Origin of the sequence: Hominimerdicola alba, from assembly GCF_900109655.1 — a bacterium.
GTDB lineage: Bacteria > Bacillota > Clostridia > Oscillospirales > Ruminococcaceae > Hominimerdicola > Hominimerdicola alba_B.
Window position 1 is genome coordinate 77,978 of record NZ_FOAT01000013.1, and the last position, 21,701, is coordinate 99,678.

A 21,701-nucleotide genomic window follows, 5' to 3' on the forward strand; every position below is an offset into this window, starting at 1 on the left:
ATACATCGTCGGAAGGCTTTTTAATTATACAGAATAGCTAACTATCCCGAAAAATCCACCATAAAGAAACGTCTAAAATTTTCACCTAAAAATCATTGACATTAAAATATTAAAGTGTTATAATTTTAACGAGTAGAGAGAATTTTTCTGCTCATTACCCGTTATATATAGGAGGCATAAAAAATGAAAAACAACAAAAAGATCATTTCAGGCTTAACGGCACTGGCACTTGCCTGCGGACTTGCTCTGCCCGCATCGGCTTCGCTCAACACAGGCGATTCAAGGGCTTACAGAGGCACAGGCTATCTGGCAAAGTACGAGGTGCTTTCCGTTAAGGACGGTTACACCACAGTTAAGATCTCCCTGAAGAACACCAGCAAGAAGACAATAAACAACTGGGCTGTTGGCTTTGAGCACGAAGGCAGGATCCAGAGTGTAAAAAACGGCAGACTGTTCGATACTAACAATTGGTATAACAGCGGTTATCCATGTGGTTACAACGTTATCAGGAACAGCAGCACCAATGGCACTGTTGCTCCGAACGAATACGTTTCGTTCAGCTTTACCATGACAGACGAGAATGGATACAATGAACTTCCCGAAAGACTCAAAGTATACTCCGATGTGGATAAGTCAAACACAGTTGACGGTCTGAACAAAGCCGCAAAGGAGTGCTTCGCTGCTGTTGATGTAGTTTTTAGGGATTATGAATATGAGGGGCTCAGTTTAGAGGATTGCTTCAAGAACGGAGAATTTGCAAAAGCAAATTCAAAGGACGGCATGAAGACGGGCTTCAATTACAAATATACAGCTAAAGGCGACAACGAAGTAAATATCGAAGCATCGAAGTATGCCCGCGGCAATATAAGCGTATATGTCGGCAAAACAAAAATCAACGGCGAGGACTCTGCCTTTGTTCAGGTAAGGGATAACAAGACAGGCAAGGTAGGTCAGTGGCCAAGACCCTCAGATGGTACTGTAACATGGGGCACATTTGACCCTGATTCACCTATATACACGAATTACAGCGTAGAAGATCTTAACAGCGCAGCTAAGGATGCCTATGATGATGTGGCTGAATATATAGCTGATCTGGAAACAATGGGACTTGACTATAAGGGATGCTTTGAAAACGGCGGTTTCCCGAATGCGCATACTCAGGACGGATTGAAGATAGACTATAATTCATCGTTTACTGAGGGTGATAAAGCCATCAACGACTGGCTGAAATTCATGTATGACGGCATGATAGTCTATGTGGGCAAAACCGGTATCGACGCATACGGACAACCTGAATTTTTTGTTCAGGCAAAGGACCCTAAGACCGGAAAGATAGGTCAGTATCCTCACCCCACACAGGGCGAAGCAACATGGGGCACATTCGATGAAAATACACCTGAGGCTGTGAAGACTTGCACATCAAGAGAGCTTGACGAAGAAGCCAAGATTGCGTATAATGCTGTGGCTGAATATTTTGCCGATCTGGAGACCCAGGGCTATGATGTTTTGGAGTGCTATAACAACGGCTACTTCAAATATTCGAGCACAAAGGAAGGTCTGAAGATGGGTACAGCATCACTTACTGATGGTGATAAAGCTGTCGTTTCTGAACTGTACTCATATGGTTCTTACAGTGATGTCACTATATATGTGGGCATAAATAGTGTCGATGAGTACGGAGACCCGTATTTCTTTGTTCAGGTAAAGGATAACAAGACCGGCAATATAGGTCAGTATCCTACAACCGATCACAGGAACCTTGAATGGGGCACATATTCAAATGCAGTTCCAAGATTGGTTCACGACCAAAAGCATCTTAACGGCGATGCTAAGACCGTATACAATGCAGTATCAGAATATTTTGCTGATTTGGAGACCGAAGGCTATGATCTGATGGAGTGCTATAACAACGGCTGTTTTGCAAAGGCAAGCACAATTGAAGGTCTGAAGATAGGTCAGGAAACCTCACTTACCGATGGCGATAAGGCTATCTATGATGAGATGAAATGGAATATCCGCATATATGAAGGTCTTACTGTTTATGTTGGCGTGGATTTGGACAGCAAAAACGAGTACGGCGATTATGCATTTTTTGTTCAGGTAAAGGATGCTACAGGCAGAGTAGGTCAGTATCCTGACCCCACAAGAGATTCAGCAACATGGGGCACCCTGCACGCCAAGGAACCTGAACAAAGCGAAAAGGTTACTCTATCTCTGTATGCTGAGCCCGGTTCTTCTGCTAAGGTACATAGTATACAGCTTGAAGCAGGCAGCACAATACCGGAGAGTACTATCGCTTCCTGGATCAATTTGGGTGAATCAAATACTACTGCTTGGATTCCTTGTCATGGCTATTACATAAGAACAGTTTTCGTAGCGATCGTGGATGAAGATGGAGAAAGAATCGAAGAATACTTAGATAAACCTGTTCTCGCAAACAGTAATTTCTATATTTTGACACAATCTGAAATAAAGGAGGAACCTAACCAAAGCGAAAGGGTTACTGTATCTCTGTATGATGAGCCCGGTTCTTCTTCTAAGGTGACAAGTATACAGCTTAAAGCGGGCAGCACAATACCGGAGAGTACTATCGCTTCCTGGATAAAAATTGGTAAATTAAAGACTACTAACTGGATACCTCATAATGGCTATTCCGAAAGAACAGTTTTCAGCTCGATCCGATCTGATACAGGAGAAACTATCGAAGAATACATAGATAAACCTATTCTCACAGACTGTCATTTCTATATTTTGACACAACCTGAAACAAGGGTGGAACCCTAACAAGATATTCAGCAACATGGGGCACAAACTAACGTATCACAAGTACAAAGCAGATGCCTGATCCATGATCAATGACAGTTCGCAAGGCCATTATCCTGCGTAAACTGCTTATAAAAAATATTCACGCGGTATATGCTGCTTTATCGGCATATACCGCGCTTTGTTTTCCCAGAATTTCCCGTCTGTCTGATATATAAAACGGGCACTTTTGTCATATGACAAAAGTACCCGTTACTATTCATGAAAAGCGGATATTATTCCTCGGTCTCGTCGTCGGAAAAGTCAAATTCAAGACTTTCTCCACAGTTCGGACATTCGATAGAACCGCTCTCGACCATCTTGTCGTCCATTACAATGGTCTCGCCGCAGGTGGGACATACACACTCGTAAAGTGTGTCATCCTCGGGATCATAGTCATAATCCTCATCGTCGTCGTCACCGTAGAACTCATCGTAGAAATCGTCCTCCAGATCGGAAAGATCGTCGCTTAAACTGTCTACTACATCAACAGTCTCGTCAGCCAGAACAGTAACGTCCTCGATAGCCTTAGCCATCTCCTCCATCAGTTCTGCCATAGCCTTCAGTACCTTGCCCTGATCGGTGGTCTCATCGATCTTCATACCTTCCATAAGACCTTTGATATAAGCTGCCTTGTTGCTGAGCTCCATTACAGCCGCCCTCCTTTTCACAGATAATGACGTATTTAGTGTGACTTATGCACGCTCCATGTACTCGCAGGTACGAGTATCGATCCTGATCCTGTCGCCGGTGTTGATGAACAGAGGAACTCTGATCTCAGCGCCTGTCTCAACAGTTGCAGGCTTTGTAGCGTTTGTAGCAGTGTTGCCCTTCTCGCCGGGCTCTGTCTCTGTAACCTCGAGGTCTACAAAGAAAGGAGGCTCAACGCCGAATACCTGACCCTTGTAGGAAAGGATCTTACATACCATGTTCTCCTTAACGAACTTGAAGTTGTCGGAAAGCTCGCTCTTGTTTACGGGGATCAGCTCGAATGTCTCTGCGTCCATGAAGTAGTAGAGATCGCCGTCGCTGTAGGAATACTCCATATCCTTTCTCTCAACGTAAGCAGTAGGGAACTTTGCAGTAGGGTTGTATGTCTTTTCAATTACAGAACCTGTAATTACGTTCTTTACCTTTGCTCTTACGAAAGCTGCACCTTTACCGGGCTTAACGTGCTGGAATTCAACGATCTGCATTACGTTGCCTTCCTCTTCAAAAGTCATACCATTTCTGAAATCGCCGGCTGTTACCATATTTAAGTACCTCCATTATTTTCTTTAAAAATATTTGTCCAAATCATATTTGCACATTTACATATCATAATCATACCATATTTCGCGCTCCATTTCAAGTCTTTTAAAAAACTTTTTAAAAATTATTAGCATTAAATTTTTCGCATATTACAGAATCTTCCCTTGATACGGTGTTTTAGGGTAATAATTTATATCTTGAAGTTGGTAACAATACAAATTTTTGTGAAAAACTGAAAAGATTATTAAGATTTGAAATTCTCTCTTTAATTTGAAAGACAAATATGCTATAATTTTGAGGAAAGCGGAGTGGTGTCCGCTGAAATAAGGTGTTTTATGGAGGTATACAAATGAATATTGCAGTTGCTCAGTCGGGCGGACCGACCTGTGCTATCAACGCATCCTTGGTAGGGGTATTCAAGGAAGCACTGAAAACTCCCGCGATAGACGCTGTTTTCGGCTCTATCAACGGTATCGAGGGCATGATAAAGGATGAGCTCATCGACCTTAAAATGGTGATAAGGTCAAATGAGGACATGGAACTTTTAAGACAGACGCCCTCCACAGTACTCGGTTCGTGCAGATACAAGCTTCCCGCTGCGGACGTTGATGATGAAGTCTACCGCAAGATACAGGCTAATCTGGAAAAGCACCGTATCCAGGCGTTTTTCTACATTGGCGGTAACGATTCGATGGATACGGTGGACAAGCTTTCGGTCTATCTGAAATCCGTAGGCTCCGATATCAGGGTCATCGGTATCCCGAAGACCATCGATAACGACCTGCCCGTGACAGACCACACTCCCGGCTTCGGCTCGGCGGCGAAATACGTGGCGGCTACCGTGCAGGAGATAATCCGCGACAGCTCGGTGTATTCCGTGGATTCTGTTACCATCATCGAGATAATGGGCAGACACGCAGGATGGCTCACAGCTTCCACCTGTGTGCTGAGGGCTAACGACGAGATAGCTCCCCACCTGATATATCTTCCCGAATGCGACCTTGACGCTGACAAGTTCCTTGAAGATGTGCGCATAATGCAGGCAAAGCACAAGGCTGTAATCGTGGCTGTATCCGAGGGTGTGCGCATACCCGAGGAGAACAGGAAGGATATCGTAGTCGATAACTTCGGTCACGAGTACCTTTCTGGCATCGGCAAGACCCTTGAACAGCTGGTAAAGGACAGGATAGGCTGTAAAGTCCGCTCCATCGAGCTCAACGTTATGCAGAGATGCTCTTCACATATCTGCTCCAAGACAGATATCGACGAAGCCGAGCTTATCGGCAGTGAGGGCGTTAAGCGCGCTCTTGCAGGCGAGACAGGCAAGATGGTATACTTCAAGCGTCTCAGTGATGTTCCCTACGTTATAACCGTTGAGACCACCGACGCTTCTCAGGTGGCAAATAAAGAGAAGTTCTTCCCGAAAAAGTGGGTAAATCACGCGCAAAACGATATCATGCCCGAGGCTGTAAAATACTTCCTGCCCCTCATTCAGGGCGAAGTTAAGATAGCCATGAAGAATGGTATGCCTGTACACTTTAAGCTGAAATAATATTTGAACGCACTTTGATGCGGGGGATAGCTGTACTTTTGAAGCACGGCTATCCCCCGCATTGCGCTTTTCGGGACAATGTTTAGAGTATAAAAAAGCTCCCATAACACGGGAGCTTTTGATATCAGAGAACTATCTTGTCCAGTACTTCTCCCACCTTGTCGTGGAGTACCAGTTCGCACATTTCGTCCATGGGGGTGGGGTCGCGGTTTATCAGGACCAGGTGCTTGCCGCGGAAGTATCTTACCATGCCTGCAGCGGGGTAAACTGTCAGGGAAGTGCCTGCGATGATAAGGCAGTCGGCGCGGGAAATGCATTCGATAGCACCCTCAACGGTATCATTATCAAGACCCTCTTCGTAGAGGACAACATCGGGCTTGATAGTGCCGCCACAGGTGCATTTGGGCACGCCCGAACCATTGAGGATATCTTCCACGGCATAGGGCTTATGGCACTTCATGCAGTAATTTCTCAGCACCGAACCGTGAAGCTCGTAAACATTCTTACTGCCTGCCGCCTGATGCAGTCCGTCGATATTCTGGGTGACTATGGCTGTGAGCTTGCCTGCTTTTTCCATCTCGGCAAGTTTCAGGTGAGCTTTGTTGGGCTTCGCCGTAAGGCACAGCATTTTGTCGCGGTAGAATTTGTAGAAATCCTCGGTTTTGTTCATAAAAAACGTGTGGCTGAGGATAGTTTCGGGGGGATAGTCATACTTCTGATTGTAAAGACCATCCACCGAACGGAAATCGGGTATTCCGCTTTCGGTGGATACTCCCGCACCGCCGAAAAATACTACTCGCTTTGAATCGTTGATTATTTCCTGCAATGTCATGGTGATACCTCCTTCTGGTTCAAGATGTTTTTGCTGTTTTGGGTCAAGGCTTTATCAGCCTGCGATCATTTCTTTGAGGAATTCATTTCCGTCAGCATCTACAAAGCGGAAAGTGAACGTAACGTCTTCGTGGAGAGAATATGTGTGGTAAATTGAAGCTGCTTGTTCGATTACCGCTGTTATCTCTTTATCAGAGCTTTTTTCAAAAGCTTCCCTGCTTTTTACTTGGATAGTGAAATCGGTGAACTCTTCGTTATAGGTGATATCCGTTACCGTTTCATAGGCGTCAAGACCGTTAGCGATGAGATCATCGAGAGTTTCTTTGCTTGAATTTATGTTGTTTTGAGCCACAGTATTGAAATAATCTTCATCAAAGGTAAGATAGGTCATATCGGAATTCTCTTCGCTTTTTACCTCTTCCTTTTTGACGATGTGGTGGTCGGAGTAATTTGCTTCTTCGTTGGTTATGCCGTTTGAGGGTATAGCTACCGTAATTGTTCCGTCATCGTTTTGGGCGATTGCAACTTCGCCCTCAGGGTCATCAAAGACGTAGCTTTTGCCGCCATCGGGATCGGTAGCGGGCTTTGATGTAGTCTTTTTGGGCTTTTTTTCAGCCTTTGAATCTGCGGCTTTGCTTTCGGTGGAGCTATTGCTGTCTTCGGTGACAGTTTCGGAACTTTCTGCATCGGTTACGGAGTCATCTTCTGTAACCGAAGAAGTATCCGCCTCGCTCTCGGTCTCTGCTTTTGAACTTGATTGCCTTTTATAGGTATGTGCGTCTTTGCTGCCGCAGGCACTGAGCCCGAAAGCCATTATTACAGCGGCTGTAAGTATATATATCTTTTTCATGGCATATCTCCTTGTCATTCTGTTATCTCGATGAGGTTTCCCTCAAACCCGATGATGCAGCTTTCGTAGTAGCCGTCACCTGTAACTCGGGGCGGGCTTTGAAGTCTGAAGCCGTCATCGGTGATGCGTTTTGTAAGTTCATCGACTTTTTCTCGGCTGCCCACACTGAATGCGATGTGCGCGTAGCCCATTCGGGATATCCTGTTGTCGTCCTCGAATATGTTGGGCTTGTTCATTATCTCAAGGCGTGAGCCTTCATCAAAGCTGAGAAAGTAGGAAGAAAATCCTGTTCTGGGGTTGCGGTAAAGTTCGCCGCTTTTGGCATTCAGGTACTTGGTGAAAAAGTCTTTTGCGCCCTCAAGGTCGTTGACATAGAGGGCTGTATGTTCTATTTTCATGATTTTGCTGCCTGTTTTTCAAAGCACATTACTACTTCTTCATCGCGGGGTTCTTCCATCTCCTTTTTCAGGCAGAGGTATACTACCACGATGTTGACTATCTCGATAAGCAGCAGGAATCTTCTGTCCATAGAGCCCTTGCCGAAAAGATAGCCCGAAAGTGCCTGTACCGAGCAGTACTGTGATGTGAATATCAGCCACAGTCTGCTTCTGTAGCAGAATGCGAAGATAACGAACATCACTTCGGAAAGATAGAAATATCTCTCGTGCATATGGGGCAGTACAAAGGGCACTACGAAGGAGGATATCATGGCAAGTGCCACCATTGTATTGTTTGTGAGTTTCAGTTCCTTTTTGGTGATGTAGTAGTACATCACGGTGACAACGCAGGCGCCTGCAAAAAATATTCCCGCAGGTCCCAGAAGTTCGTTTTCAACTTCTTCCCAGAGTGTCCAGAGGTTGGGCAGGGACATACAGAGGTCTTCGTACTGACCCGACTGACGGAAGTATACAGTCAGCAGACGGAAGAAGTCTCCGCCGGCGATAGTTGCGGGGATTATGCTTATGACGTATACAGCAGGTATCCACAGCAGGTTCAGGGGACGAATCTTCTTTTTGAAAAGGGCTATGCCTATGAAAGGTGCAAAGAATATCGCCTGAAGCTTGAATGAAAAGCTTATGCCGAACATTATCATCGCCACGTTATCCTTGCCTTTCATCATATAGTAAAGGCACATTACAAGGAAGCAGGAGTAGATGACATCGCACTGACCCCAGGTTGCGGAGTTGAGTACAACAGTCGGCAGACAGAATACTGCGGTGAATGCTATTACGGGGAGATGAGGGTTCTTGCTTTTCTTGTCAGCAAGTTCGACTATCCACATGGCGTATATGGCTGTGATGAAGTCGAATACTATAGAAAGTATTTTAAGTCCCGTCTGGGCTGAGATATCTTTGAAGTAGGTGAGTGCTGCTATGTAATAGTAATATAACGGCGTGTAATCGCCCACATCGTCACCCACTGCCTTGAATCCGCCGTGTTCGGCGAAGTAGTTGTACCATCTTTCAAGGTAAAGCCACATATCTCTTGAAGTGTGGGGCATTAGTTTATGCCTCATAAACATTCCGCACACGCACACGATCATGATGTAGATCAGTTTTGCGATATTATCAAAATCCCAGCCTTCCAGAAATTTGGGCTTTGACGCAGTTTTTTTGTTTTCGCTCATTAAATTGCCTCCAGTTATTGATTCATACATACAGTAAACGACATAAATTTCCAGCCTAGTTCCTTCTTTGGTGGGTGAAAATTTAGATGTCGTTTACTATAATATATTTTACCTTATTAATAAACTTTTGTCAATAGCGAGGAAAATGCATAAAATCAAAGCTGTGTTTTGACAAAACTGATCTTGTGAATGCTCCTTTTGATATTCGATTGTCAAGATGCTGATATCCGCTGTACAGTATAACACGCCGCTTCATATACCGTGGTCATAGTCAGCGGCTGCCTGTCATCGTGCGCACAGATGGAGAATATATATAAACGGCTTTTCCTTTTTGGGGACTGCCGGGACAACAAAAAAGGTCTTGTTACTATCAGGTGTTTTGGGTGGAAAAGTTGTACGTTTTTGTACAACTCTTGCAGAAATATGTCGGAGTTAAATATAAAAACAGATGTTTGCACAGAGAGTGAGGGGTGGATATAGGAGATATGACAAGAAAAAATGCGTGGGAAGCTGCCAAAGAAGAGAGCTTTTGGCTCAAGCCTTTCGCGAAAGGGTCCTCGGCCGGACACGTTCGACGCAGTCAACGTTGGTCAATTTCGCGGCACGCGGTCGACGCAGTCACCGCTGCAAAAATCCGAGCGTATGCGACCGTATGCCACCGCACAAACTATCTGCGTATAATATTGCCGCGCCTGCCGTCAAACAGCGAAGCCACAGCCGACGCAGTCGCTGTTATTCGACGGCTCGACCCGAGGAACGAGGGGCGAAAATTCGCAAAGTAATGCCCACTAACAAAACCATCGACTATACCAACAAATTCTGTTTTATGGCAGCAAGCGAAATTCCCATATAAGCACACGCCTTATCATCAGAATAGGGAAGCACCGCAAAAAGTCGGCTTTGTGGGGTGCTATTGAAATAGGACATTTTGGCACGCAGAGATAGTTCAGCAAACAAATTGGCATAAATTTACAAATATAGATATCTGAAACGAAGGCGTAATTTGTAAAACACACAAAAATGTGTGAACTATATATAAAATATTGGATCAGCACTTGCAATTTCGAGCAAAGTATGCTATACTTTGCTTTAGTGATTTAAAGCTTAGACTGCATAAAGCTGTAAAGCGAATTATTATATTAAATGGGAGATGTATGATATGAAAGAGATATCCAATCTGATGAATTACAGAGACAGTATAAAGGTGGTTGACGCAACACTGCGTGACGGCGGTCTGGTAAATGACTTCTTCTTCACCGATAAGTTCGTACACGACCTGTACCTTGCAAATATCAAGGCAGGCGTTGATTATATGGAGTTCGGCTACAAGGGCGACAAGGAAATGTTCGATAAGACCAAGTTCGGCAAGTGGAAGTTCTGCGATGAGGACGACCTGAGAGCTGTTGTTGGCGACAATGATACCGACCTCAAGATAGCTGTTATGGCTGACGTTGGCAGATGCAACTACAAGGAGGATATCATTGACAGAAATGACAGTGTTATCGACCTTATCAGAGTTGCTACATACCTCAACCAGATACCCACAGCTGTTGATATGATAGAGAACGCAAAGAGCAAGGGCTATGAGGTAAGCTGCAATATCATGGCTATATCCACAGCACAGGAGGGCGATCTTCGTGCAGCGCTGGATATACTGGGCAAGAGCCCTGTTGATGTAATATACATCGTTGACAGCTTCGGTGCTATGTACCCTGAGCAGATGCAGAGACTTGCTGCGGTATATGTTGAGCTTGCTGAGAAGTACGGCAAGAAGGTAGGCATACACGCACACAACAATCAGCAGCTTGCATTTGCCAACACTATCGAGGCTGTTGGTGACGGTGTTGACTGGCTGGATGCTACATACTCCTCAATGGGCAGAGGTGCAGGCAACTGCGCTATGGAGCTTCTGCTTGGTTTCCTGAAGAATCCCAAGTACAATGTATTCCCTGTTATCAAGTTCATTGACGAGCACATGACAAAGCTCCGCGAGCAGGGTATTGTATGGGGCTACGATCTCCAGTACCTCATGACAGGTCTGCTGAACCAGCACCCCAGAACTGCTATCGCTTTCACCAAGGATGACAGAAAGGATTATGCTGAGTTCTACAAAGAGATAGTTACTATGGACTGATGCTCGACATTGCTTATAATTGCCAAATATCTTAATGATAATGGAAAAAGATGGAGAGGACGGCGCGGCGCTGTCCTCTCTTTTTTGGTGCTTTAGCGTAAATAAACCCCGGTTCTACCGGGGGAGATAAAAAAGCTTTAGCATGAGTGTTTCCCGAATGGAAACATATGGCGAAGCCAGAAAGTAAAAAGCATACTAAAGGATTTACGCATACTTTGACTGATAAATATATTACCCGTTTACGGGTGGCGGTGCCAGTAATGCAATGACAATAATTCAGTACCCGCTTTTAGTGGGTTAGCCAGTAATAGCCCCTTTTAGGGGCAGAGCAAACCACCACTTTAGTGGTGGTTTTGATTTGTGCGGTGATTTTTCGTGAATAGGGCGTCAGAGGTGGTAAAAAAACTGATTGGAAGTATTTTAAACCGCTTTGTCAGAAAAATGACAATGCATAAGAATGGTCGGTTGCTCGATAACACGATTCATAAGCGCATTTTGGAGTTTGAAATTTCCAAAAATATCCGATTAAGGTATTGACATTTTAGCTTTGTTGTGATATTATAGTATAAGAGAATTTGAAAATATTTTAGATTCGATAAAAGGTTTTCCAAAAGGCGGGCGATTTTTAATGACAGATTTTTACTATCCTGTGCTGGGTGATGAGGTATCACTTCCGCTGTTCGTGCTTGGCGCGGGCGCCAGGGACAGAGAGTGGCATTTTATAAGAGAGGACGGTTATCCCGGTTATCAGATAATCTATTGTACCAGGGGTTCGGGCGTTCTTAAAATTGCTGACGGCGAGTTCCCTGTAAAGGCGGGAGATGCTATGTATCTTCCCCCTAATGTACCTCATGAGTATTATCCTGTGGAGGACATCTGGGAGACACACTGGATAGCTTTTTCAGGCAGAGATGCGCAGTACACTCTTGAACATATAAAGCTGGAAAAGGCGAAGGTAGTACATATCAGCGACCTGAGCGGCGTTGAGGCTATATTCAAGAAGATACTCTATCTTCTGAAGACGAATTACTATTATGCGGGTCACGAGTGTTCGATGCACCTGTATCAGTTTTTGATCGAGCTGCACAGGGTAACGAATATGCAGAACGGCGGTCAGGACAGCACCAAACTGAATCAGCTGAAGCCTGTTATAAACTATATTGATACCAACTTCTACAAGGAGCTCACTCTGGTGGAGCTGGCTGATCTTATTGATCTTTCGCCACAGTATCTTTGCAGACTTTTCAAGGAATGCCTGAATCTTCGTCCCTTTGAATATCTTGCAAGAAAGCGCATACAGCAGGCTAAGATATTCCTGCTGGAGGACAAGCTGAATATCAACGAGATCGCTACCAAGGTAGGTTACAACGACTGCAGTTATTTCTGTGCGGTATTCAAGAAGCATGAGATGCTTTCTCCTGCGGAGTTTCGTTCGCTTCACAAGAAGGCGGGAAAGTAATGCGGGGAGGATCATTCCGAAAAAAAATAATAGATCTCAGGCGGGCAGTTAAGGCTGTCCGCCTTTACTTTTTCATAGGGATATGGTATAATACTTAAAACAAAACGGGGGTGTTTTTATGAATGGCGGTAATGACGAGTTTACTTCACCTGTGTTCAGCAGGGAAACGCTTATGCGGGCGATAGTCAATCCTTACGGGAAAAGGGTGATAGTGAACGGCGTGCCTGCGGAAAGGCTGGGGCTGGAAGAAAGCAAGACAAGCAAGGCGGAAAGTATCAAAGGGGCGATATTCGTAATATCGTTTATCGGCGCGATAATTGCTATGGCTGTGTTCGCGCAGACAGAACCTATGCTTTGTGTGGCGACCTTAGGAGCGGTAATACTGGTCATCGGGTTGGCTAATCTGTTTCAGAACGGGGTATCCCTTGAGGAGATAATGAATCTGGTTTTTCCTCTGATAGGTGCTGTGCTGGTGGCGATACCCGCGGTGAATGTTTATCATAAATCGCACCCCGACAGTTTTTATTTTTCTAAGTCGGAGATAATAGATGTAGTCTGCATCGGTTTTATGATGATCGGGGCAGGGCTTCTGTTTATACCACCTGTGGTGCGTTCGCAGAAAATGAAGACCTGTACGCAGGTGATATCTGCCATGTGCATTTACAGAAATACACATCAGGCGACTTCAAAACGTGCAAACGGCAGGACACGCAGGTATGATCTTTATGCGCCCTGGTGGCAGTATGAGGTGAACGGAATGATATATGTCACCCGAGAGAATACTTTTACAGATGAAGATGTCCCGCAGATAGGGGATATCCGCGAGATACGCTTCTCACCTGAGGATCCGTCGGAGATATACCGTCCGCTCTTGGTGAAAAAGTTCGTGCCGGCTTTTATCGGTGCGATGTTTGTGGTGATACCTGCGTTGGCGATGGTCGTTTTGCATAGACGGTAAAACTGCCAAGGAGGAGAGCTTTGGATCAAGCCTTTCGCGAAAGGCTTGCGGATGAGCACACAGTCAGCAAAGCTGACTGTTAGAGGCAGAGCCTCTCGGTCAAGGCGCAAAAGCGACGTGACAATAATGCCGTAAATAGAACAGCAAACTTCCAATCATGACAAAAAGGCACGGCAATAACAAGGATTAGAGCGTGGACAAATCGAATGTCCACGCTCTTTCTGTGTCCGTAAATATATTGCCGCGCCCGCTGTCAAACAGCGAAGCCACAGCCGACGCAGTCGCTGTTATTCGACAGCTTGACCTGAGGAACGAGGGGCGAAAATTCGCAAGCTATCGTTAACCAGCGAATACCGGCGCATACCAAAGTATGCGACCATATTCGAAAAATCCATACAAAAAACGCCCCGAAGTGCTTTTGAAAAACTTCGGGGCAAAATTTTTATATGGGGAATGTCGTATGGCGGGTGGGTATGGTCGGCATTTTCAGGGAGAGATGTGGCGGAAGACGGGGCTTTAAAATCGGGGTGGGGGAGTTGTTAGTATAAATACGTGATATAAGCGATAATTTATTCCTCAGTGCTTTACATTTTTTGCTTTTTATGTTATAATAATTACATATGTATTTTAAGCCGTTAAATCGTTAAAAACACCGGCATAGAAAGAGTGATTAAAATGGTATTCAGATGCGAATTGAAAAAAGTGGTGGACGACACTTATGATATAGAGATAGGTCACGGTTTGCAGAAACAGCTGGTTGATGACCTTAAAAACGGGCTTACAGGCAAAAAAAGGTTCGCTGTGATAACTGACAGTATCGTTGAGGGGCTGTATGCGGCGGATATCCTCGGTATGCTGAGAGATGCGGGCTTTGCGGCTGAGATGTTCGTTATCCCCGAGGGTGAGAAGTCCAAGACCAGAAAGTGGAAAGAATACCTTGAGGACGCTATGCTTGAAAAGGGCTTCCGCCGTGACTGTGCGGTCATAGCCGTTGGCGGAGGTGTTGTTACCGACCTTGCGGGATTTGTGGCAGGAACTTTCGGCAGGGGTGTGCCTTTTATTAACTATGCCACCACTCTGCTGGCGGCGGCTGATGCTTCGGTAGGCGGAAAAACTGCGGTTGACACTCCTCTTGCGACTAATCTTATAGGCATATTCAATCAGCCTGACAAGGTATACATCGACATAGATACATGGAAAACTCTGCCAAGACAGCAGATAGCCAACGGTCTGGCGGAGACCATAAAGCACGGCTGTCTGGGGGACAGGGAGCTTTTTGAATATCTGGAAAAGAACGTTGAAAAGATATTTGAGGGCGATGTTGAAGCCTGCGAGTATATTGCGGAGCGCAACTGTGCGGTGAAATACAATGTTGTTATGCAGGACGAGCGCGAGAGCGGTCTGCGTGAGGTGCTGAACCTGGGGCATACAGTTGGCCGTGCGGTGGAGACGGTTTCGGACTATGAGCTGTACCACGGCGAGGCGGTATCCATCGGTATGGTGGCGCAGGCAAGGCTGGGCGAGAAGTACGGATTCGTTACTGCTGAGGAAAGACAGCGTGTGGAGGCTCTGCTTGAAAGTGCAGAACTGCCTGTGCGTGTACCCGAGTATATCGACAAGGCGGCACTGGTGAAGAAGCTTTACACCGATAAAAAGGTTAGGGACGGAAAGCTAAGGTTCGTATTCCAGAAGGGGATAGGCGAAGTTGTGCAGTTCGGTGAGAACAATTTTGCGAAAGAGATAGCCGAGGACGAGATCGCGGCTGTTATCGCTGATATGTAAAGTGGCTGCTGAAATGTGATATTTTCGGAGGTGCAGTCGTGAAAGATTTCCCCGATTTTATGAAGAGCAGGCTCAACCATATAGACAGCTCTCAGCAGAATACGCCTGATATTGACGGTTATTACTACGAGGGAAAAGACGGGAGCCAGATATGCTTTTGGACATATTTCTCCGACAGAGAGTCGAAAGAGAATGTGCATGAGTTCGATGAATACGTGTTCTGCGTTTGCGGTGAATATGTTGAGATATTTGACGGCGAGGAACATATACTGCACGCGGGCGATGAACTGTTCGTACCGAAAGGCACACCGCATCACGGACGAGTGACAAAGGGCACAAGAACGATACACGCTTTCGGCGGACAGCGGATAATTGATATAAAGGACTGATAGTATGGATATAAAGATAACACCTGCAAAACTTCACGGCGTGGTGACACCGCCGCCCTCTAAAAGTGCGGCACACCGTATGCTTATCGCGGCGGCGCTGGCTGAGGGCACTTCGGTGATAGACAGGCTGTATCCCTCGGTAGATATACTGACCACTGTTGAGGCTATGCGTCGGCTGGGGGCTGAGATAGATGTAGAGGGTGACAGGGCAGTTGTCCGCGGAATAGGAAATGCTCCCGAAAATGCGGTGCTGGACTGCTGTGAGAGCGGTTCGACGCTGAGATTTCTCATACCCGTGTCGGCGGCACTGGGCGTTAAGACGGAGTTTCTGGGGCGCGGCAAGCTTCCCGAAAGACCTATTACTCCTTATCTGGAAGAATTTCCGAATCATGGTGTTGAGTTTGACTACAACAACACCATGCCTTTCACAATAAATGGTAAGCTCACAGGGGGCAGATACGAGATAGACGGCGGTATATCCTCGCAGTTTATAACGGGACTTCTGCTGGCGCTTCCCCTTACGGGACAGCGCAGTGAGATAGTGCTGACTTCACATCTTGAATCACGCCCTTATGTGGATATGACCATCGATGTGATGCGCAAATACGGCGTAAATGTGGAAGTCACCGAGAACAGCTTCATCATTCCCGAGGGGCAGAAGTTCAGGGCTTATGACGATGCTGTGGAGGGCGATCATTCTCAGGGTGCATTCTTTGAGGTGGCAAATTCTCTGGGTTCTGATATCGATATCAGGGGGTTAAATGAAAATTCTTTTCAAGGTGATAAAAAAGTCATTGAAATATGCAAAGAAATAGTGTATAATGATAATGGTGCGATGAAACCATTTACCGTAAGTGCGGCTGATATTCCCGATCTGGTGCCTATACTGGCGGTACTGGGCAGTTTTTGCGGCGGAGAGAGCAGGATAATCGATGCTGCTAGGCTGAGGCTGAAAGAGAGCGACCGTCTTGCGGCTATGGAGGAGACCCTCAACGCGCTGGGCGGAGATGTTACTGCAACGGCGGACAGCCTTATAATAAAGGGCAAGGAAAGTCTTTCAGGCGGTGCTGAGGTATCTGCGCACAACGATCACCGCATAGCAATGGCTATGGCGATAGCGGCTACAAGATGCGAAAATCCCATAATCATCCGCGGTGCGGAATGTGTGAGAAAGAGCTATCCCGATTTCTGGGAAGTATACAGAAGTCTCGGCGGCATAGCTGAGGAGATCTGAGGTCTCTGCGGGATAAAATTTCAGAAGAGTTTTACTTGACGTTGCGGTCACATTGGTTGTTTTCGGAGGTAATACTATGGAGAGTTTTGACGGTTTCGAGTTCGGGGGTGCTTACAAGGGCGAGCCTGTTGAGGAGATCGGCGGCGTGCTGCTTCCCGAGGATTACCTTGCGTTCATGCGGGAGCATAACGGCGGCGAGGGTGAAGTCGGTGGGACATACCTTGTGCTTTTCCCGCTGGAAGAGCTTTCGACGGTATATGACAACTACGATCTGGGGAGAGTGCTTCCCGGATATGTGGTAATAGGCGGCGACGGCGGCGGAGAGCTCTACTGTGTTGACGAAAATGGCAGGTACTACAATGTTCCTGCGATGATAGATAAAGATGATCTGACCTGTCTGGGCGACAATTTTGAGGATTTCATAAAAAATGCTGTTGCCCTTTGGAAGGGGGATGACTGATATGGCTATCGACAGAGCTGACTGGCACTGGGACAGCGCGGTAAAGCTATACCGTGAAACTTACGGTATAACAGGAGAGCTGACCGAGGAACAGGAAGATGAGATATGGCTGCTGGCGGGCAATCATATCGGTATGTTCCTGCACTGGATAATAGAGAACGGATTCGAGGGCGAAGAGGCTGACCCCGAGCACTGTGAGGACGTCCGCAGAGGGCGCATGACAGGTGCGGAGTTCCTTATGTGGGACTGCGACGGCAAGCTGTGGGATGAGGATATCCGCGAGGATATTCTGCCCTTTGCGAAGAAGTACTACGAGAAGCAGTTTTTTAGTGATTACGGCGAATGCTGCGGCGGAGATCAGCCCTGTTATGGATTCATCAGCGGCGAAGAAGATTATGCGAGGCTCCGCGAACGCATAGATGCGGCATTTGAAGCTTTTTACGAAGAGGATCTCTGAAATGGGTGACTATATATCTTATATCCGCGGAATGGTGGGGCATGAGCTGGTCATAATGACCGCTGCCTGTGCTGTGATAGAGGACGGCGATGGAAGGATACTGCTACAGAAACGCCCCGGCGGAAAATGGGGACTTCCCGGAGGTATAGCGGAGCTTGGGGAAGCTCTGCACGAGGCTGCAGAGAGGGAAGCCTTTGAGGAAACAGGTCTGAAAGTCCGCGCGACAACGCTTATAGGGGTATATTCGCGTTATCTGGCGGAATGTTCAAACGGCGATAAATTACAGCCGATGGTGGCACTGTTCGGTGCTGAGGTCATCGGCGGTGCACTGAAAACAGACGGCATAGAGACACTTGAACTGAGATATTTCGGGAAAGGGGAGATACCGGAATTATACTGTAAACAGCATCAAGATATGATAGGGGATTATTTCACGGGTAAAACAGGATTTTTCAGATGATGCCTGATGTGCGATTGGGGTGATCGTGCGGGCATACGATAGGGGGATGGATTTATGGGTATGTTGGAAAAGCTCCTTAATGGAGAAATAGACGAACTGAGCGACGGACAGGCTGAAAAAGGTATGCTCAGGACTGTTCGTTTCGGAGGTTATGACAAGAAAGAAACATTGTTCGCAGTAAACAGGCTTCAGGATGAGATAGTTGCCCTTGAACAGGCGCTGAAAGCGAAAAAGCTTGAAATGCCTTACAAGATACCGCCTGAAACGGAGCTTGCACCGATAAGGCGTGCTATGACAGGCGGATTCAGCGAAAAGGATACGAATGCTTATTTTGATGAGCTTTTTAAAAAGATACATGAGCTTCGTGAACAGCTTGAAGCTGATACTACCGATGGTAATGAGTGATAACGATATATGAATCTATCAGAGGGAGGTAATCGAGATGGGATTTTTAAGCAGACTGTTCGGCGGCGGAAATGGTGAGGACGGCATAGCAAGCGCGCCTGCACATTCGGCGGGAGGCACGGGTATGCCTATGCTCAGGACTGCGGTCAGGAGCGGATACGACAAGCGGGAAACGCTGATGATGTTCGATCAGCTGACGACCGAAAAACTGATGCTTGAAGAAGCACTTGCAGCCAAGGATAGCGGTGCGCCATATCAGATACCGCCCGAGGCAAAGAATATTACACCGCACATTGTAAGAATGGGCGGATTCAACGAAGAAGATGTAAATGAATATGCGGAACAGCTGGCGGCGGAGAATGCTTCGCTGCGTGCAAGGCTGATCTGACAGGATAAAGCACACATTTGTGTGCTTTGATATATTCCGTGAGAACGCGGGGCGTATCAAAGTACACAGAGATATTTAGGTAAAGATTTGGATACAGGAGGAAAGTAAGATGTCATCAACATGGAAAAACAATATAAGTTTCACTGTTTTCGGTGAAAGCCACGGACCTGCCATAGGTGTCTGCATGGATAATGTTCCCCCCGGAGAGAGCATTGATGTGGACAAGATATACAAGTTCATGGCACGCCGCGCCCCTAAAAAGGACGGCACCACCACTATGAGGAATGAAAAGGATATCCCGCAGATAATCTCGGGTTTCCATAACGGCAAGACCACAGGTACTCCGCTGGTTGCTATGATAGCTAACAGCGATCAGCATTCGCAGGATTACAACAACCTTTCAAAGCTGGCAAGACCCGGTCATGCAGACTATACAGGCGCGCTGAGATATCGCGGTTTCAATGATATACGCGGCGGCGGACATTTTTCGGGCAGACTGACTGCACCCCTGTGCTTTGCAGGTGCTGTGGCACAGCAGATACTGGAAAAGAGAGGTATCTACATAGGTGCGCATATCTCTGAGATACATGGTATAACAGATAAGTCCTTTGACCCGATAAATACTTCGAGACAGGATATAATCGACCTTAAAGAAAAGGATTTCCCTGTTATTATAGATGTACAGGGCAATGAGATGAAAAAGGAGATTCTCAATGCCCGCGAAAATCAGGACAGTGTGGGCGGTATCATCGAGTGTATCGCTATAAATGTTCCTGCGGGCATAGGTTCGCCTATATTTGACGGCCTGGAGAATTCAATTGCACAGCTGATTTTCGGCATACCTGCAATAAAGGGTCTGGAATTCGGCGCGGGCTTTGATGTGGCTAAGATGACAGGTTCGGAGAACAATGACGAATTCTATGTAAACGAGAGAGGCATAGTTGTAACTAAGACCAACAATCACGGCGGTATACTGGGCGGAATATCCTCGGGTATGCCTATTACGCTTAAGGTAGCTGTTAAGCCTACACCTTCAATATCGCAGCCTCAGGAGACTATCGACTATTCGGCAATGAAGAACGAGACACTGGTGGTAAAGGGCAGACATGACCCATGCATAGTAGCACGTGCTGTGCCTTGCGTTGAAGCGGCGGTAAGTCTGGCTGTACTCAGCCATATGCTGGAATACCCAAATTTTTAGACAGTTTCCCGAAGGAGGGTGATGGCAACGATAAATAATCCCGAAAACTTTATTTCAGGGAGCATGAAGAATGTCACGGAGGTCTACCGTGTTCAGATACTGCTGGCATATTTCCTCAGCAGGATAAATCAGCTTTGCACACCTAATCAGCTGACGGAGATAGCGACAGGCGAGGGGATAGTGAACTATTTCGACTATACCGCCGCAATAAGCGCTATGCTGGAGAACGGCACTATCGAGGTGGCGGAGATAGAGGGGACGGAGTACTATCGTCTTACCGAAAAGGGCAAGAGCGGTGCGGAGAGCTTCAAGAAGCAGGTGGAGAAGAGCCTGAGGGACAAGATATACGCATCTGGGCTCAGATTATTCGCACAGCTGAAGAGCGAGATGGATATAAGCTTCGACGTGACCCCTGAGGGAAGCGGTTTCAACGTGGGATGCAGGTATCTCGACGGCGATATGACCCTTATGGATATCAACCTTTATGCACCCGATGAAGATCAGGCGAATTTTATCAAATCGAAGATAAAGATGAACCCTACGGATTTCTATTGCAGGGTCATTGACTATATAATAGATAATGAGGAGTATGTGCCCAGCGTTGCGGAAAACGAGGGTATGCTTTTCTGATATTTATGCTGCGGTATTTAGCGCCCGAATCAGGGCTGATATCGCAGTTTTTTTATTGCCGTTTGTAATGGTTGATTTTAACTGTCGAAAATGAACAGAAATTTCGTGAAATAACGAAAATCGTTTTACATCGAAAACTGTTGACAAACGCGAAAAATGGTGCTATAATAATTAAGCTGTCAACGAGAGAGCACGAAAGAGCGAAAGAGCGCAGGAAACTTAGGGATAAGAGAACGAGCGCGGGAGTAGTTCGGAAGAGCGAAACTCAAAAAAACAGCAAAAATTTATCACGAAAACCTCTTGACAAAAAGGAGAAAAAGTGATATAATGAAAAGTACCGCACAAGAGAAAAGTTCAGAAATCGAACTGATCTGAAAAGAAACTTCGAAAAAAGTTCTGAAAAAGGCTTGACAAACGAAGAAAAATGTGGTATAATAAAAAAGCTTATAACGCACTAAAGACTCTGAAAAGAGTTCAAAAAATCTTCAAAAAACTTCTGAAAAGGGGTTGACAAATGAAGAAAAGTGTGATATAATAAATGAGTTGTCTGACAAAGACAGATAACAAAAAGGCATCTTGAAAATTGAACAACCAAGAATACGAAAACCCTTGAAAATACTTTGAGTAAAAGTATTCAAAAGTCAAGTACAAGACTAAAAAAATGTACACGTTCAGTGAAACGAAACTGAGATCATAATTACTCTGAAGAGAGTATTAGGATACAACTTTATTAAGAGTTTGATCCTGGCTCAGGACGAACGCTGGCGGCACGCTTAACACATGCAAGTCGAACGAGCGAAAGGTGCTTGCACCTCTAGCTAGTGGCGGACG

21 protein-coding genes and 1 rRNA gene are annotated in these 21,701 nt (G+C 46.0%); 16 read left to right on the top strand and 6 right to left on the bottom strand.

Annotated features, from left to right (window positions below; all coding sequences use genetic code 11):
• Positions 1-183: 183 nt before the first annotated feature.
• The gene (locus BMY75_RS13360) at positions 184-2,784 is read left to right on the top strand and encodes a hypothetical protein (RefSeq protein WP_074834623.1); all 2,601 of its coding nucleotides are present in this window, start codon (positions 184-186) and stop codon (positions 2,782-2,784) included.
• A 254-nt stretch (positions 2,785-3,038) separates the two neighbouring features.
• Here BMY75_RS13360 and BMY75_RS13365 read toward each other — a convergent pair whose 3' ends face one another.
• Together BMY75_RS13365 and efp are read right to left on the bottom strand one after the other, a co-directional pair.
• The gene (locus BMY75_RS13365; protein ID WP_074834625.1) at positions 3,039-3,452 is read right to left on the bottom strand and encodes a CD1247 N-terminal domain-containing protein; all 414 of its coding nucleotides are present in this window, start codon (positions 3,450-3,452) and stop codon (positions 3,039-3,041) included.
• A 45-nt stretch (positions 3,453-3,497) separates the two neighbouring features.
• Entirely contained in the window at positions 3,498-4,055 is a 558-nt protein-coding gene (gene efp, locus BMY75_RS13370; protein WP_074834628.1) for an elongation factor P, read from the bottom strand.
• Positions 4,056-4,402: 347 nt separating this feature from the next.
• Here efp and BMY75_RS13375 point away from each other — a divergent pair, with 347 nt between their 5' ends.
• Entirely contained in the window at positions 4,403-5,605 is a 1,203-nt protein-coding gene (locus tag BMY75_RS13375; protein ID WP_074834631.1) for a 6-phosphofructokinase, read from the top strand.
• 124 nt (positions 5,606-5,729) lie between these two features.
• Here the strand turns inward: BMY75_RS13375 and BMY75_RS13380 are convergent, their stop codons facing one another.
• The 4 genes from BMY75_RS13380 to BMY75_RS13395 are packed head-to-tail and all read right to left on the bottom strand — an operon-like array spanning position 5,730 to position 8,913.
• The gene (locus tag BMY75_RS13380; protein ID WP_074834634.1) at positions 5,730-6,437 is read right to left on the bottom strand and encodes an NAD-dependent protein deacylase; all 708 of its coding nucleotides are present in this window, start codon (positions 6,435-6,437) and stop codon (positions 5,730-5,732) included.
• A gap of 54 nt (positions 6,438-6,491) precedes the next feature.
• Positions 6,492-7,286 (bottom strand): LptM family lipoprotein, encoded by a 795-nt coding sequence (locus BMY75_RS13385; RefSeq protein WP_074834636.1) that lies wholly within the window; start codon positions 7,284-7,286, stop codon positions 6,492-6,494.
• 14 nt (positions 7,287-7,300) lie between these two features.
• A complete protein-coding gene (locus tag BMY75_RS13390; protein ID WP_074834639.1) occupies positions 7,301-7,684 on the bottom strand; it encodes a VOC family protein in 384 nt (127 codons plus the stop codon).
• Positions 7,681-8,913: a glycosyltransferase 87 family protein gene (locus BMY75_RS13395; protein WP_074834643.1), complete on the bottom strand. Its 1,233-nt coding sequence runs from the start codon at positions 8,911-8,913 to the stop codon at positions 7,681-7,683. Before BMY75_RS13395 ends, BMY75_RS13390 begins: the two co-directional genes overlap by 4 nt.
• 1,159 nt (positions 8,914-10,072) lie before the next feature.
• Between BMY75_RS13395 and BMY75_RS13405 the strand changes: the two genes are divergently transcribed.
• The 14 genes from BMY75_RS13405 to BMY75_RS13475 all read left to right on the top strand — a co-directional run.
• Positions 10,073-11,047 carry an aldolase catalytic domain-containing protein gene (locus BMY75_RS13405; protein ID WP_074834648.1) on the top strand — a complete coding sequence of 325 codons (975 nt, stop codon included), beginning with the start codon at positions 10,073-10,075 and terminating at the stop codon, positions 11,045-11,047.
• A gap of 628 nt (positions 11,048-11,675) precedes the next feature.
• Positions 11,676-12,506, top strand: coding sequence for a helix-turn-helix domain-containing protein (locus BMY75_RS13410; protein ID WP_074834651.1), 831 nt, complete (start codon positions 11,676-11,678; stop codon positions 12,504-12,506).
• 118 nt (positions 12,507-12,624) lie between these two features.
• A complete protein-coding gene (locus BMY75_RS13415; protein ID WP_074834654.1) occupies positions 12,625-13,464 on the top strand; it encodes a hypothetical protein in 840 nt (279 codons plus the stop codon).
• A gap of 675 nt (positions 13,465-14,139) precedes the next feature.
• Positions 14,140-15,246, top strand: coding sequence for a 3-dehydroquinate synthase (aroB, locus tag BMY75_RS13420; RefSeq protein WP_074834656.1), 1,107 nt, complete (start codon positions 14,140-14,142; stop codon positions 15,244-15,246).
• Between the two features lie 38 nt (positions 15,247-15,284).
• Positions 15,285-15,635: a cupin domain-containing protein gene (locus BMY75_RS13425; protein WP_074834659.1), complete on the top strand. Its 351-nt coding sequence runs from the start codon at positions 15,285-15,287 to the stop codon at positions 15,633-15,635.
• A 4-nt stretch (positions 15,636-15,639) separates the two neighbouring features.
• Positions 15,640-16,869, top strand: a complete 1,230-nt coding sequence (gene aroA / locus BMY75_RS13430) for a 3-phosphoshikimate 1-carboxyvinyltransferase (RefSeq protein WP_074834661.1) — start codon at positions 15,640-15,642, stop codon at positions 16,867-16,869.
• Positions 16,870-16,945: 76 nt separating this feature from the next.
• The gene (locus BMY75_RS13435; protein WP_074834663.1) at positions 16,946-17,329 is read left to right on the top strand and encodes an SMI1/KNR4 family protein; all 384 of its coding nucleotides are present in this window, start codon (positions 16,946-16,948) and stop codon (positions 17,327-17,329) included.
• Position 17,330: 1 nt separating this feature from the next.
• Positions 17,331-17,786, top strand: coding sequence for a DUF7832 domain-containing protein (locus BMY75_RS13440; protein WP_074834666.1), 456 nt, complete (start codon positions 17,331-17,333; stop codon positions 17,784-17,786).
• 1 nt (position 17,787) lies between these two features.
• Positions 17,788-18,246, top strand: a complete 459-nt coding sequence (locus BMY75_RS13445) for an NUDIX domain-containing protein (RefSeq protein ID WP_074834669.1) — start codon at positions 17,788-17,790, stop codon at positions 18,244-18,246.
• A gap of 54 nt (positions 18,247-18,300) precedes the next feature.
• Positions 18,301-18,651: a hypothetical protein gene (locus BMY75_RS13450; RefSeq protein ID WP_074834672.1), complete on the top strand. Its 351-nt coding sequence runs from the start codon at positions 18,301-18,303 to the stop codon at positions 18,649-18,651.
• Between the two features lie 37 nt (positions 18,652-18,688).
• Positions 18,689-19,039 (top strand): hypothetical protein, encoded by a 351-nt coding sequence (locus BMY75_RS13455; RefSeq protein WP_074834674.1) that lies wholly within the window; start codon positions 18,689-18,691, stop codon positions 19,037-19,039.
• A gap of 109 nt (positions 19,040-19,148) precedes the next feature.
• Positions 19,149-20,240 (top strand): chorismate synthase, encoded by a 1,092-nt coding sequence (gene aroC / locus BMY75_RS13460; protein ID WP_074834676.1) that lies wholly within the window; start codon positions 19,149-19,151, stop codon positions 20,238-20,240.
• 21 nt (positions 20,241-20,261) lie between these two features.
• Positions 20,262-20,870, top strand: a complete 609-nt coding sequence (locus tag BMY75_RS13465; RefSeq protein WP_074834678.1) for a DUF4364 family protein — start codon at positions 20,262-20,264, stop codon at positions 20,868-20,870.
• 726 nt (positions 20,871-21,596) lie between these two features.
• Positions 21,597-21,701: ribosomal RNA gene (locus BMY75_RS13475) — 16S ribosomal RNA — on the top strand; the annotation flags it as partial.